The sequence below is a fragment of the Rhizobium sp. CC-YZS058 genome, assembly GCF_034720595.1.
Classification (GTDB): domain Bacteria; phylum Pseudomonadota; class Alphaproteobacteria; order Rhizobiales; family Rhizobiaceae; genus Ferranicluibacter.
The window spans coordinates 3,918,722-3,932,088 of the sequence record NZ_JAYESJ010000001.1; the positions used below are offsets into that span (position 1 = coordinate 3,918,722).

The 13,367-nt window shown below is 65.1% G+C and carries 12 protein-coding genes and 1 riboswitch; of the genes, 3 read left to right on the plus strand and 9 right to left on the minus strand.

What is annotated here, in order from left to right; all coding sequences use genetic code 11:
• Positions 1–4: 4 nt before the first annotated feature.
• The gene (locus U8330_RS18720; protein ID WP_323106750.1) at positions 5–1,537 is read right to left on the minus strand and encodes an acyl-CoA carboxylase subunit beta; all 1,533 of its coding nucleotides are present in this window, start codon (positions 1,535–1,537) and stop codon (positions 5–7) included.
• 191 nt (positions 1,538–1,728) lie between these two features.
• Between U8330_RS18720 and U8330_RS18725 the strand changes: the two genes are divergently transcribed.
• Positions 1,729–2,445, plus strand: a complete 717-nt coding sequence (locus tag U8330_RS18725; protein ID WP_323107364.1) for a Crp/Fnr family transcriptional regulator — start codon at positions 1,729–1,731, stop codon at positions 2,443–2,445.
• Positions 2,446–2,468: 23 nt separating this feature from the next.
• Here U8330_RS18725 and U8330_RS18730 read toward each other — a convergent pair whose 3' ends face one another.
• The 4 genes from U8330_RS18730 to poxB form a co-directional block, all read right to left on the minus strand.
• On the minus strand, positions 2,469–2,921 hold the full coding sequence (locus U8330_RS18730; RefSeq protein ID WP_323106751.1) for a response regulator: 453 nt from the start codon (positions 2,919–2,921) through the stop codon (positions 2,469–2,471).
• Entirely contained in the window at positions 2,921–4,012 is a 1,092-nt protein-coding gene (locus tag U8330_RS18735; protein ID WP_323106752.1) for a histidine kinase dimerization/phosphoacceptor domain -containing protein, read from the minus strand. The genes U8330_RS18730 and U8330_RS18735 overlap by 1 nt, the downstream gene beginning before the upstream one ends.
• A 375-nt stretch (positions 4,013–4,387) precedes the next feature.
• Positions 4,388–4,846 carry an RbsD/FucU family protein gene (locus U8330_RS18740; protein WP_323106753.1) on the minus strand — a complete coding sequence of 153 codons (459 nt, stop codon included), beginning with the start codon at positions 4,844–4,846 and terminating at the stop codon, positions 4,388–4,390.
• A 115-nt stretch (positions 4,847–4,961) separates the two neighbouring features.
• Positions 4,962–6,707 carry a ubiquinone-dependent pyruvate dehydrogenase gene (gene poxB, locus U8330_RS18745; RefSeq protein WP_323106754.1) on the minus strand — a complete coding sequence of 582 codons (1,746 nt, stop codon included), beginning with the start codon at positions 6,705–6,707 and terminating at the stop codon, positions 4,962–4,964.
• A gap of 233 nt (positions 6,708–6,940) precedes the next feature.
• Here poxB and U8330_RS18750 point away from each other — a divergent pair, with 233 nt between their 5' ends.
• Both U8330_RS18750 and ribB read left to right on the plus strand, forming a co-directional pair.
• Complete coding sequence (locus U8330_RS18750) at positions 6,941–9,082, plus strand: response regulator (protein WP_416236940.1); 2,142 nt, start codon at positions 6,941–6,943, stop codon at positions 9,080–9,082.
• Between the two features lie 99 nt (positions 9,083–9,181).
• A riboswitch (FMN riboswitch) is annotated at positions 9,182–9,326 on the plus strand.
• A gap of 115 nt (positions 9,327–9,441) precedes the next feature.
• Entirely contained in the window at positions 9,442–10,065 is a 624-nt protein-coding gene (gene ribB, locus U8330_RS18755; protein WP_323106756.1) for a 3,4-dihydroxy-2-butanone-4-phosphate synthase, read from the plus strand.
• Between the two features lie 54 nt (positions 10,066–10,119).
• Here ribB and U8330_RS18760 read toward each other — a convergent pair whose 3' ends face one another.
• The 4 genes from U8330_RS18760 to pxpB all read right to left on the minus strand — a co-directional run bounded on the left by U8330_RS18760 (position 10,120) and on the right by pxpB (position 13,272).
• On the minus strand, positions 10,120–11,055 hold the full coding sequence (locus U8330_RS18760) for a glyoxylate/hydroxypyruvate reductase A (RefSeq protein ID WP_323106757.1): 936 nt from the start codon (positions 11,053–11,055) through the stop codon (positions 10,120–10,122).
• 58 nt (positions 11,056–11,113) lie between these two features.
• Positions 11,114–11,527 (minus strand): VOC family protein, encoded by a 414-nt coding sequence (locus U8330_RS18765; RefSeq protein ID WP_323106758.1) that lies wholly within the window; start codon positions 11,525–11,527, stop codon positions 11,114–11,116.
• A 69-nt stretch (positions 11,528–11,596) separates the two neighbouring features.
• Positions 11,597–12,541 (minus strand): biotin-dependent carboxyltransferase family protein, encoded by a 945-nt coding sequence (locus tag U8330_RS18770; RefSeq protein WP_323106759.1) that lies wholly within the window; start codon positions 12,539–12,541, stop codon positions 11,597–11,599.
• On the minus strand, positions 12,538–13,272 hold the full coding sequence (gene pxpB / locus U8330_RS18775; RefSeq protein ID WP_416236941.1) for a 5-oxoprolinase subunit PxpB: 735 nt from the start codon (positions 13,270–13,272) through the stop codon (positions 12,538–12,540). The genes U8330_RS18770 and pxpB overlap by 4 nt, the downstream gene beginning before the upstream one ends.
• Positions 13,273–13,367 lie beyond the last annotated feature (95 nt).

Sequence of the window (13,367 nt, forward strand, 5' to 3'; positions counted from 1 at the left end):
CTCATCACAAGGGGATCGTATCGTGTTTGCGCCAGAGCTGCTCCTTGCGCTTGCCCTTGAGCGAAGCGAAGGCGCGGGCGATGCGGCGGCGGGAGGAATGGGGCAGGATCACCTCGTCGATGAAGCCGCGCTCGGCGGCAACGAAGGGGTTGGCGAAGCGCTCCTCATAGTCGCGGGTACGGGCGGCGATCTTGTCCGGGTCCGAAAGCTCGGAGCGGTAGAGAATCTCGGCCGCGCCCTTGGCACCCATGACCGCAATCTCGGCCGTCGGCCAGGCATAGTTGATGTCGGCGCCGATATGTTTGGAGGCCATTACGTCATAGGCGCCGCCATAGGCCTTGCGGGTGATCAGCGTCACCATAGGCACAGTCGCCTGACTATAGGCAAAAAGCAGCTTCGCGCCGTGCTTGATGACGCCGCCATATTCCTGCGCCGTGCCGGGCAGGAAGCCCGGCACATCGACCAGCGTCAGCAGCGGGATCGAGAAGGCATCGCAGAACCGGACGAAGCGCGCCGCCTTGCGCGCGCTGTCGATATCGAGACAGCCGGCGAGCACCAATGGCTGGTTGGCCACCACGCCGACCGTTTCCCCTTCGATACGCAGGAAGCCGATGACGATGTTCTTCGCAAAGTCCGCCTGCAATTCGAAGAAGTCGCCCTCGTCGGCAAGCGCCAGGATCAGCTCCTTCATGTCGTAAGGTTTGGTGGAGGCATCGGGGATCAGCGTGTCGAGCCGCAATTCCACCCGGTCGGGGTCGTCGTGGCTCGGCCGGATGGGAGGCGGCTGCCGGTTGTTGAGCGGCAGGAAATCGAAGAAGGCCCGCACCTGCTCCAGCGTCTCGACATCGTTCTCATAGGCCGCATCGGCAACGGAAGAGCGGCGCGTATGCGTGCCGGCGCCGCCGAGCTCTTCCGCCGTGACGATCTCGTTCGTCACTGCCTTCACCACATCCGGCCCGGTGACGAACATGTAGGAGGTGTCGCGCACCATGAAGATGAAATCGGTCATGGCCGGCGAATAGACCGCGCCGCCTGCGCAGGGGCCCATGATCACCGAAATCTGCGGGATGACGCCGGAGGCCTCGGCATTGCGGCGGAACACCTCGGCATAGCCGGCGAGCGAGGCGACGCCCTCCTGGATGCGCGCCCCACCGCTGTCGTTGAGACCGATGAGCGGCACGCCGTTGCGCACGGCCATATCCATGATCCGGCAGATCTTTTCGGCATGGGTTTCGGAGAGCGACCCGCCGAGAACCGTAAAGTCCTGGGAGAAGACATAGACCTGTCGGCCATGGATCGTTCCCCATCCGGTCACGACGCCATCGCCCGCCACCTTCTGCGCCGCCATCCCGAATTCGGTCGCGCGGTGTGTGACATAGAGCCCGTATTCCTCGAAGGAGCCTTCATCGAGCAGAACCTCGAGCCGCTCGCGGGCAGTCAGCTTGCCCTTGGCATGCTGCGCCGCGATCCGGGCCTCCCCACCGCCAAGCCGCGCCTCCGCACGCCGCCGTTCGACCTCCGCCAGGGATTGATGCATCGGGTTCTCCTCTTGTCCGCTCCTGATTTAACCGATTGCCGCCAAATCGAAAATGCCACCTTCGCATCAATTCCATCCCTGCGCAGCATCGCACCGGCATCGGGGAACCTTCACCCCTCTTCATGGTTCGCCAGCCACCACGCTCCGCTTTCCGGCGCACCGCCATGTCGGCACAGGATGAGGAATATGCGATGACGGCGCCGCACAGGTCGGCCAGGGACAACAGGCTTCTCGACTTGCTGCCGACGGCCACTTTCGACAGCCTTGCGGCCGATCTCGCGCCTGTCCAGCTGACGCGCGGCACGGTGATCGCCCGGACGGACGAGCCGATCGATCATGTCTATTTCCTGACGACCGGCATCGGCTCCGTCATTGTGCGAACGCCTTCCGGCAACCGGGCGGAGGCGGGGCTTTTCGGCAAGGAAGGGTTTATCCCAACGTCCGTCATCGCCGGCATTCGCGAAAGCCAGCATGAAATGACCATTCAGGTCGACGCAGACGCCTATGCCATGCCCTTCGAGCGCTTTCGAGCACATCTGGAGCAGCAGCCGATGCTGCTTTCGGTCGCGCTGCGTGCGGTCGAGGTCTTCATGATCCAGCTTGCCTACACCGCCGCCTCGAATGCCATCCACGATGTGAATATCCGCCTCGCCCGCTGGCTGCTGATGTGTCACGACCGGCTGGGCGGCGGCGATATTCGGCTGACCCATGATTTCCTGTCGATCATGCTCGCGGTCCGCCGATCGAGCGTAACGACCGCCTTGCACATCCTGGAAGGAGATGGGCTGATCCGCGCCAGCCGCGGCAGCGTGCTGATCCGCGACCGGCCGGCCATGGAACGCTTCGCGCATGATGCCTACGGCCAGCCGGAGGCCGCCTTTCGGCGGCTGATGGCGCCGGATCGATGAGCACACCGGTTCCCGGTCGGGTCTTAATTCTGCCAGCTCGCCGCAAAGGCGGGCGAGGCCATGAAGCTGTTCGGCAGGGACACGGTGGGCGGCGGATCGCAAACCCCCTCCTGCAGATACTGCATGGCCGCCAGAAAACCGCTGCGCGTGATCGGCTTCGAAATGACCCCGTGCGCGCCGGCGAAATCCGGCGGAATGATCTTGGGATTGGCGGTGACGAAGACGATGATGGTGTCCGGCCAGCGGGCCTGGATCATCTGCGACACGTCGAGCCCGCTGGTCTTGCGGGCCAGCTGAATATCGACGAAAGCGACATTCGGCTGCAAGGACACATCCCATGCCTCGGCATCGTAGAGAGAGGCTGCCTCGCCGACCACCCGGTGCCCGGCATCCTCAACCATGGATTCCAGATCCATGGCGATCAGCGGCTCATCCTCGACGATGACGACGCTCAACGGCGGCTTTGGCCTTTTCATCAGTCTCTGCTCACTGGAATTTCGATCGTGGCCGTCATGCCATCCAGAGAATGGTCCCACAGCACCTTGGCGTTGAGCTGCGCGCTCAACCGCGAAATCAGCTTCGTGCTGATCGGGGAGATTTCGTTCTGGGGCGTCTTGCTGGACAGCCGGTTGGCGATCGAAATGCGAATGCGCTGCGCATTCGAGGAGCAGGACAGATGCACGGATTCGACAGGTGTGTAGCTGTTGAAGAGATGCAGCAGCACCTCGTTGATCAAAAGACCGACGGAGGTTGCCTGGCCGGAGGGCAGGCGCGTGAAGCTGACATCGGAATGCAGCGTCGCATTCTTGAAGGCGCTGCTGCTGAGCGCATCCTGGATGAGGTTCAGGACGAAGGAGGACAGCTCGAAATAGCGCACGTCTTCCGCCTGGTAGAGGCGGCGGTGGATGGCGGCCATGGCATCGACCCGCTCCATGGTGGCGCGCAGCGCGGCCCGCACGCCTGGATCGTTTGCTTCACGGATCTGCATGCGCAGCAGCGAGCCAATGACCGAAAGATTGTTCTTGACCCTGTGGTCGACCTCGTGGAGCAGCATGGACTGCGCTTCCAGCGAGGCCTCCAGGTCGGCGGTGCGGACCCGAACCTCGTGGTCCACCAGCTCCTTCTGGTCCATCATGCTCTGATGCGCGGCCACCCGCTCGCTGACATCGAGCTGCGAGGCGAAGAAGAACTGGACATTACCGTTGCCGCCGCGCACCGGGCTCAGATAGAGCGCGTTCCAGAAGGGTGTTCCATCCTTCTTGTAGTTCAGGAGGTCGACGGCAACATCCTCGCCGTTGTCCACCGCATGGCGCACCTTGGCGACGGATACGGGATCGCTTCCCGGCCCCTGCAGAAAGCGGCAGTTGCGGCCGATGCATTCCTCGCGGCTGTAGCCGGTCAGCGTCTGGAAGGCTTCGTTGACGAAGACGATGGGATTGTCCGGCTGGCCCGGATCGGTGATGACCATTGGCATGCGCGTGGCCCGCACTGCCGCTGCGAAGGGATCGCCGCGACCCTGCTCCGCATGCAGCATATCAGTCAGGTGCCAATTTCCTTGCTCGTCCATACAGTGCTTATCTCAGCGAAGGCGGGGGAAATACGATTCCGAAACAACAATCGAGCGAACAGGGGCAGGCCTGGCCACAGCGTAAGACACGTCTATCAGACCTCCGAGCGGAGCAGCAAGAACCGCCCGGACCCACCGGCAGAGCGGATGAAGAAAAAACCGTGATGCCGCCGCAGTGGACAGCGAGAACGAGAGCAGAAATGGTCCGCAACACTGGTTTGACAAGACGTCGTTTGGCCGCATGACTTGCGGTCGTGGGCCGCGATGCCTCATCTTCCCAGAGTTGCGGATTGAGAACGCTCTGCTCTGAATTATGTTTCGGTGAGTTTCTGACAAAGCGCGCCGGGAGCAGTCGATACCCGCGGAAGTGCGGAATTACGCCGCCGAACCCGGCGGAATCACGCCCTTGGTGAACAGGAAGCAGCCGTAGAAACGCGTCTCGCCCGTCGTGATGACGCAATAGGCCTTCTTGGCCAGATCGTAGAAAGCGAAGCGCTCGATGCCGTACATCGGGCAGGGCTTGCCCTCGACACGGTCGATTTCGGCCTGCACTTCGCGCTGCACATCGGTGATCTCGTCGGGAGCGCCCATCACTTCCATGCGGCCGGCGGAATTCTGCAGCGGCGTGTCGAGCGGCAGGACCGAAAGAATGGCGGCGACGGCCTCAGTCGCCGAGACATTGGCGATCGAGAGCGGCCGGCCGATCACCGTCTGGCGCGCGACGCTGTCGGTCGGAAAATTGGTGTCGGAAATGACGAGCGTGTCGCCATGGCCCATGGAGCGCAGCGCGTGCAGCACGTCGGCATTAAGCGCCGGATTGATGTTTTTGAGCAAGAGGACCTCCCTGTCTGTGGCCGGCGCAGCGCCGGGCGGCATCGGGTATAGCCTGTCGGCCGCAGAGCCGCGAGCGGAAAGCCGCAGCTTTCCGCCTTCGGCGGCAGCGGAAATGTCAGCGGAAGAGATTGGTCTTGGCGAGCTCGATCAGCTCGTCGCCGCGCCCGCTCATGATCGCGCGCGAGGCGTAGAGCGAGAAGCCGGCCATCTGCTGCGCCTTGATCTTCGGCGGCAGGGCAAGCTCCATCGTATCGGTGACCACGTCCACAAGGGCCGGCCCCGGATAGGCGAAGGCTTCGGCAAGTGTCGCCTCCAGCTGGTCCGAGCGGGTGACACGGCGGCCGAAGAGACCGATTTCGCGGGCGACGGCGCCGAAATCCGGGTTCTTCAGCGCGACATTCGTATCGAGATAGCCGGCCGCTTTCTGCTCCATCTGCACGAAACCGAGCGAGCTGTTGTTGAAGACGACGATCTTGATCGGCAGGTCCAGCTGGACGGCGGTCAGCAGTTCGCCCATCAGCATGGTCAGCCCGCCATCGCCGGAGAGCGAGACGACCTGGCGAGCGGGATGGGCCGCCTGCGCACCCAGCGCCTGCGGCATGGCATTGGCCATGGAGCCGTGGTTGAAGGAGCCGATCAAGCGACGGCGGCCGTTCATCGACAGATAGCGCGCCGCCCAGACGCAGGGGGTCCCGACATCGGCGGTGAAGATCGCATCGGGAGCGGCCAGCCTGTCCACCACCCGCGCCACATATTGCGGATGGAGCGGGGCGTCGCCCTCCCGCGCCGTGGCAAGGGCATCGAGATCGGCGCGCGCCTCGCGATAATGCTCGACCGCCTTGTCGAGAAAGCGGCGGTCCCGGCCATCGGCCAGCAGCGGCTGCAGGACCCGCAGCGTTTCGCGGACATCGCCGACGATGCCCTGATGAAGCGCCACGCGCCGGCCGAGCGCGGCGGGATCACGGTCGACCTGCACGACGGTGGCCTGGTCCGGATAAAAGTTGCGATAGGGAAAATCCGTCCCGAGCATCAGAAGCGTCTCGCACTCCATCAGCGCATGGTAGCCGGAGGAAAAGCCGATCAGCCCGGTCATGCCGACATCGAAGGGGTTGTCGAACTCGATATGTTCCTTGCCGCGAAAGGCATGCACGATCGGCGCTGCCAGCCGGTCGGCCAGGGCCACCACCTCCCGATGAGCGCCCGCCACGCCCGAGCCGCAGAGAAGGGTTACCCGCTTCGCGCCATTGAGCGTGTCGGCAAGCGTGCGAACCGCCTGTTCGTCGGGCACCAGCCGTGGCTCGGCCAAAGCGGGCATGCGTCCCTCGGCCCCCTTTGGTGCCTCTGCAAGCGAAATATCGCCCGGCAGGACAAGCACGGCGACGCCGCGCTTGCCGAGCGCGGTGCGGATCGCCCGGTGCAAAAGCTCCGGCAGCTGCGCCGGGGTCTGCACCATCTCGCAAAAGTGGCTGCATTCGCGGAAGAGTTCGGTCGGGTGGGTTTCCTGAAAATAGGAGAGGCCGATCTCGCTTGATGGAATATGGGCGGCGATTGCCAGAACCGGCACATGATTGCGCTGGCAATCGAACAGGCCGTTGATCAGATGCAGATGGCCTGGCCCGCAGCTTCCCGCGCAAACGGCGAGCCCGCCGCTCGCCGCTGCCTCTGCCCCGGCGGCAAAGGCGCCAGCCTCCTCGTTGCGCACATGCATCCAGTCGATCGTGCCCTGGCGACGCAGCGAATCGTTGATCGCGTTCAGGCTGTCGCCCGTCACGCCCCAGATCCGCCGAATGCCGGCATCGGCAAGGGTTGCCGTGATGAGATCGGCAACGGACAGCGTTTCGGTCTTACCAAAGAGCTTCATGACTGGGCATCCTTTCGGCGCTGCGGGAACAGGTGCATGCAGGCTGATATAGGCCTGCCCTCACACTCGCCCAGCGGATGTCGCCCAACCGGAAAAGAGGGTCGGCAGGAGGACTTCTGCAGCAAGGAATGGGCTCGGTAAGAGATTTCTCACTTTCTTCCCGGCTGCACAGGGCTGCGGACTTTTGCCGATCTGGCGTTATGTTAAACAGACGGGAACCGAAGAAAGGTCCGATCTTGAGCAACGACCCCGCCACGCTCACGCGCGAGCAGCTCGAACACGAATATCGGCAGCTGAGCGCCAGGCTGGCAGGTTTGAACGGCGGGGAAGGACCGACGCCGAAGGAAGATCCGGCGCGGCGCGCCCTGTTCGAGGCGATCGACGACGGGTTCTGCATCATCGAGTTCATCGACGGGCCGCATGGACCTTTGAGCGACTATCTGCACATCGAAAGCAATTCCGGCTACGAGCGCCAGACCGGCATTCCCGATGTGGTCGGCAAGCGGCTGCGGGAGATCGAGCCCGACAATGCCGATGTCTGGCTGGATCTCTACGGGGGCGTGTTGCGGAGTGGCAAGACGGTGCGCTTCGAGCAGGAATTTGCAGCGATCGGCCGCCTTATCGAGGTTTCGGCGAGCCGGGTGGAGCCGCCAAGCCTGCGTCAGGTGTCGGTTCTCTTCCGGGACATCACCGCGCGCAGGCAGGCGGAAGATGCGCTGCGCAAGAGCGAGGCGCTGGCACGGGAGAACGTGCAGCGGGTCCAGCTTGCCATGGCGGCCGGCGCCATCATCGGCACCTGGTCCTGGGATGTGCCAGCCAATCGGTTCACGGTCGACGAAGGCTTTGCCGCCGCCTTCGGCTTCGATCCCGCGCTCGGCCGCTCCGGGCTCAGCCTGGAGCAGGTGGTGGCGACCGTTCACCCCGACGATCAGGCCGGACTTGCCGAAGCGATCAATGCGGCGCTGGCCCGCGGCGGCCCCTATGCGCACCAGTACCGCACGCGCCGGGCAGATGGGAAATATTACTGGCTGGAAGCGAACGGCCGGGTCGATCTTTCCCCGGACGGGACGGCGCTGAGCTTCCCCGGCGTCCTGCTCGACATCGAGGGCCGCCGCTCGTTGGAGGCCGAGCGCGACCGGGCGATCGCCGCGCTGCGCACCCTGACCGACACGCTGGAACACCGGGTGGAGGAGCGCACGGCTGCGCTGCTCCAAGCCGAGGAAGCATTGCGCCAGTCCCAGAAAATGGAGGCCGTCGGCCAGCTGACGGGCGGCTTGGCGCATGATTTCAACAATATCCTCGCCAGCATTTCCGGCAGTCTCGACCTCATGAAGACCCGGCTTGCGCAGGGACGGCTGAGCGATATCGATCGCTACCTGACCGGCGCCCAGTCGGCCGTGAAGCGGGCCGCCGGGTTGACCCAGCGCCTGCTCGCCTTTTCTCGTCGCCAGACGCTCGATCCCAAGCCCTCCGACATCAACCGCGTCGTCGCCGACATGCATGATCTGATCAGCCGCAGCGTCGGCCCCGGGATCGCGATCGAAACGGTTGCCGCCGGCGGGCTTTGGACGGCGTTTGTCGATGTCGGGCAGCTGGAAAACGCGCTGCTCAACCTCTGCATCAATGCGCGCGACGCCATGCCGGACGGCGGTCGGCTGACGATCGAAACCGGAAACCGCTGGCTGGACGAGCGCGCCGCCAAGGAGCGGGGCGTGCCGCCCGGCCAATATCTCTCGCTCTGCGTCAGCGATACCGGCACCGGCATGCCGCCGGATGTGGTGGAACGCGCCTTCGACCCCTTCTTCACCACCAAGCCGATCGGCCAGGGAACCGGGCTCGGCCTGTCCATGGTCTATGGCTTTGCCGGCCAATCCGGCGGCGCCGCGCGGATCTATTCGGAGGTCGGCAAGGGCACGATGATCTGCATCTACCTGCCGCGCCATCTGGGAGATGGCGTCGAAGCGGACCTCGTGACAGAGCTCGAGCGGCCGGCCCCTGCTGCCGGGCAGAGCACGATCCTGGTCGTGGACGACGAACCGCTCGTGCGGATGGTGGCGGTCGAAATTCTCGAGGAACTCGGCCATTCGGTGCTCGAGGCCGATGACGGCCCCTCGGCGCTGCGTGTCCTGACGGCCCGGCCCGATATCGATCTGCTGATCACCGATGTCGGCCTGCCGAACGGCATGAACGGCCGGCAGCTGGCCGATGCCGTGCGCGTGCAGCGGCCGGAGCTCAACGTTCTCTTCATCACCGGCTATGCGGAAAACGCCGTTCTCAACCACGGTCATCTGGAGCGTGGCATGCAGGTCATCACCAAACCCTTTGCCTCCGATGTCTTCGCCCGCCGGGTTGGGGAGATGCTGTCCGGCGCTTGAGCGCGCGATTTGCCGGGAACTGTGGAACGATCTTGCCCGTCGGCAGCGTGAGGAGAGAATTTTTTCCTTGTCTCACTCGGTAAGCGCGCGATACTGTCCATCTGTTCTCAGGGCGGGGTGAAATTCCCCACCGGCGGTATCCGGAGATGATCCGGGAGCCCGCGAGCGCTTCCAGCAATGGAAGGTCAGCAGACCCGGTGAGAGGCCGGGGCCGACGGTATAGTCCGGATGGAAGAGGACAAGTCTGTAAACCGCCCTTGTTGCAGGGGCGGCGGCTCGGGCCTGTTCGCCCAAGGGATGAAGAGCAGCACTTGCTGCGGTTTCACGCCGGAAACGGCTAACCCTTGAAAGGCAATGACATGACCATTTCCAAAATCGAAGAGGCGGTCGAGACGATCGCGCGCGGCGGCATGGTTCTCGTGGTGGATGACGAGAGCCGGGAAAACGAAGGCGACATCATCGTCGCCTCCGATGCCGTCACGCCCGAAACGATCGCCTTCATGATGAAACATGCGCGCGGGCTGATCTGCGTGGCCATGGAAGGCGCGCGGCTTGATGCGCTCGATATTCCGTTGATGGTTCCGCAGAACACCGAACTGCACAAGACGGCCTTTACCGTTTCGGTCGACTACCTGCCCTCGACGACCACGGGCATCTCCGCCTCCGACCGCGCCAACACGGTGCGGGCGCTGATGGACCCGGCGGCGAAGCCGGCGGACTTTGCCCGTCCCGGCCACATCTTCCCGCTCCGCGCTCATCCGGGCGGCGTCGCGGCCCGTCCAGGCCACACCGAAGCCGCGGTGGAGCTCGCTCGCCTTGCCGGCCGCGCCCCGTCTGGTGTCATCTGCGAGGTGGCCAATGACGACGGCACCATGGCCCGTCTGCCGGAGCTTCTGGTTTTCGCGAAGACACATGGCATGCCGATCGTGACCATCGAGGATCTGATCGCGCATCTCTCCGATCAGACCGCCGCTGCGGCCTGATCCAGACACGAAACCACAGACGGGCGCCGCGGCGCCCGTTCTGCTGTCCAGCGCTCAGTAGCCGCGATCCCGGTTGACCGCCTGCGGAATTGCCCCCGTCCTGCGGTAGGTCGCGATGTTGCCGGCCACCACCGCGGCGGCCGTTTTCGGGTTGGTGGGCGCGGAAATATGCGGCAGCACGGTCACCTTCGGATGGTCCCAGAGCGGACTGTCCGTGGCAAGCGGCTCGGCCTCGAAGACGTCCAGAACGGCGTGCGACAGGTGCCCCTGATCAAGCGCGGCGAGCAGCGCCGCCGTCTCGACGATCCTGCCGCGGCCGAAATTGATCAGGCTCGCCCCGCGCCGCATGCCGGCGAAGGCCCCCGCATCCAACAGTCCCTTCGTCTCCGCGGTAAGCGGAAGGAGGCAAACGACGATATCGGCCTTTGCCAGAAGCGTCCTCAGCCCCTCCGCGCCGGCATGGCTCTCGACACCGGCAATGGCCTTCGGCGACCGCGCCCAGCCGGACACCGTGAAACCCGCCGCCTGCAGCAGCCCGGCCGCCGCGCTGCCCAGCGCTCCGAGCCCAAGCAGCCCGATCCGCAGCTCGGTCGCCGGCCGATAGGGCCGCTGTTGCCAGAGATGCACGCGTTGCTGGCTCGCATAGGCCGGCATGTCGCGCGAGAGATAGAGCGTCCAGGCCAGCACCGCCTCCGCCATGGTGCGCGCGAGCTCCGGATCGACCAGCCGCACGATGGGACGCTCAAGATCGGAGAGTTCACCGACCAGGCGCTCCACGCCGGCCCAAAGGCTGTGGATCCAACGCAAGCTCGGCAGGCGGCGCAGATCGGCCGGATCCGGATCGGCAACGATGGCGATCTCGACCTCTGCCCGCTGTGCCTCGGTGAGCGTGGCGATCGGCAGGATCGTTTCGAGCGGCATCGCATCGCGCAACACGGCAAGCCAGGCCTCTTCCTCTGCACGGGCAAGGCGGGTGATCAGCGCGATCATACGGGTCTCCATGTCTGAGCCGGAGTCTTGAGAAGAAGCAGGGTCACGACAGGCCTGCCTAGCGGGCGAAGACGCTGTCGAAATCCTTGAAGCCCTTGACCTCGATCGGATTGCCGCTGGGGTCGAAGAAGAACATGGTGCGCTGCTCGCCCGGTTCTCCGGCAAAGCGGATGACCGGAGGAATGTCGAAGGCGATCCCAGCCTGCGCGAGCCGCTCGGCCAGCGCCAACCAGGCGTCGAGCGGCAGGACCACACCGAGATGCGGCATCATGACGAGATGATCGCCCACTCTGCCGGTCCGCGTGACCGGGAACGGCGTGCCGAGGTGCAGCGAAATCTGGTGCCCGAAGAAATCGAAGTCCACCCAGGTCTCGGTCGAGCGCCCCTCCTCGCAACCGAGCACGCCGCCATAGAACCGCCGTGCCGCGTCGAGATCGGTCACGTGATAGGCGAGATGGAAGAGCGACTGCATGTTGGATCTCCGAAGCAGCGAGGGCAAGCTTATCTGTAAGACGAGACTTTCTCTAAGACCAGTCTGCGGTCATGCCCCCGCTGTCGGCTCGAGGCCGGACAGGCGGACGGCCAGCCGATGCCGGTGTTCGATCAGCAGATCTTCCGCCGCGTCGCGGTCGATGGCGCGGAAGGTGATGCGGCTGCCGGTCGGCATCTGGGCAAGGCGAGAAAGATCGACGCTCGCCACCGTGGCGATCTTCGGATAGCCGCCGGTCGTCTGCCGCTCCGCCATCAGAACGATCGGCTTGCCGGAAGCCGGGACCTGGATCGAGCCCGCAACGGTTCCATCGGACACGATATCGTGTCCGCCGGCGGCAGGAAGCACCGGCCCGTTCAGCACCTGTGCCATGCGATCCCGGCTGGGCCCGATGGTGAAGGGTTGGGAAAGAAAGCGGGCCAGCACCGACGGAGCGAAATAGTCCTGCTGCGGCCCGAGAACGACGCGGATCGGCCCCCGGTCCCGCGGCAAGGCAGCCGAAAGGCGCATCAGCGGCGCCGCATTGGGTTCGCCGAGCGGCAGGCTGTCGCCGGCGGCGAGCTGCCGCCCCTCCAGACCGCCGAGGCCGCTGCGCAGGTGGGTGGAGCGACTGGAGAGGACCGGCGGTGTCTCGATGCCGCCCGAAACCGCCAGCGTTCCCCAGACCGCACCTTGCAGCGCGCCTATCGTCAGTACCTCGCCCGGCTGGAGAAAGTGGCTTTCCCACGGGCGGCAGGCCCGCGCGTCGATCCGCATGTCGAGCGCGCCGCCCGTCACCGCAAAGCGGATCGGACGATCGGACGTGAAGCGGCCGCCGAAGAGTGCGAATTCCAGCGCCGCTGCCTGCTCCCCATTGCCGACCAGCAGATTGGCGAGCCGGAAGGCGGCGGGGTCCATCGGCCCGGCGCCCGACACGCCGCGATCGAGCAGCCCTGGCCGGCCAAGATCCTGGACAGTCAGCATCGGCCCCGCCTGTTCGATTGTAAGCCGGCTCATGATATGACATCCCATTCGGCCATGATCTCGCCCCGGGCGACGGCCTGGTCGAGCGTGGCGGCCTCCTCCGCGTCGATGGCGCGGAAGCGCACCTGGTCACCGGCTTTCAGCAGGAAGGGGTCGGGACGCGCCGGATCGAAGAGGCGCAGCGGGGTTCGCCCGATATAGCGCCAGCCGCTCGGGCCCGGCACCGAATTGATGCTTGCCTGCTGGCCGCCAATGCCGATCGCGCCCGCTTCCACCCTTTGGCGCGGCACGGCCAGGCGCGGCATGTGCAGCGCGTCCGGCAAGCCGCCGAGATAGGCGAAGCCGGGCTGGAAGCCGATCATGTAGACCCGGTAGGCCGCGCTGGCATGCAGTGCGATGAGCGCCTCCGGCGTCATGCCCTTGGCTGCAGCCAGATCATCGAGGTCGAGGCCGACCGGGCCGCCATAGAGCACCGGCACGGTGATGCGGCGCGGGCGCTCGCGTTCCGGCAAGCCGGAGACGATCAGGCGCTCGATCACCGCCGTCAGCGCCCGCCCCCGCAGGCGACCGGGATCATAGGTGACGAGCAGAGACCGATAGGTCGGTACGGTTTCGAGCAGGCCGTCCGGCGCATGGGCTGCCAGCGCCTCCGCCAGGGCCACGACACGGCGATTCGTCGTCGCGTCGATCTCCCGCGAGAACTCGACCGACAGTGCGCTGTCGCCGCAGGGCAGGATACGGGGACCGATCGGGCTTGCCTGCATCATGGATCCTCCCCTTTCATCCTCTTGGCATTTTCGCCATAGAGGAAGAGAGCGCAACCCGCATGGCCGGCTTTTCCCAGCCGGAGCGGTTGCCC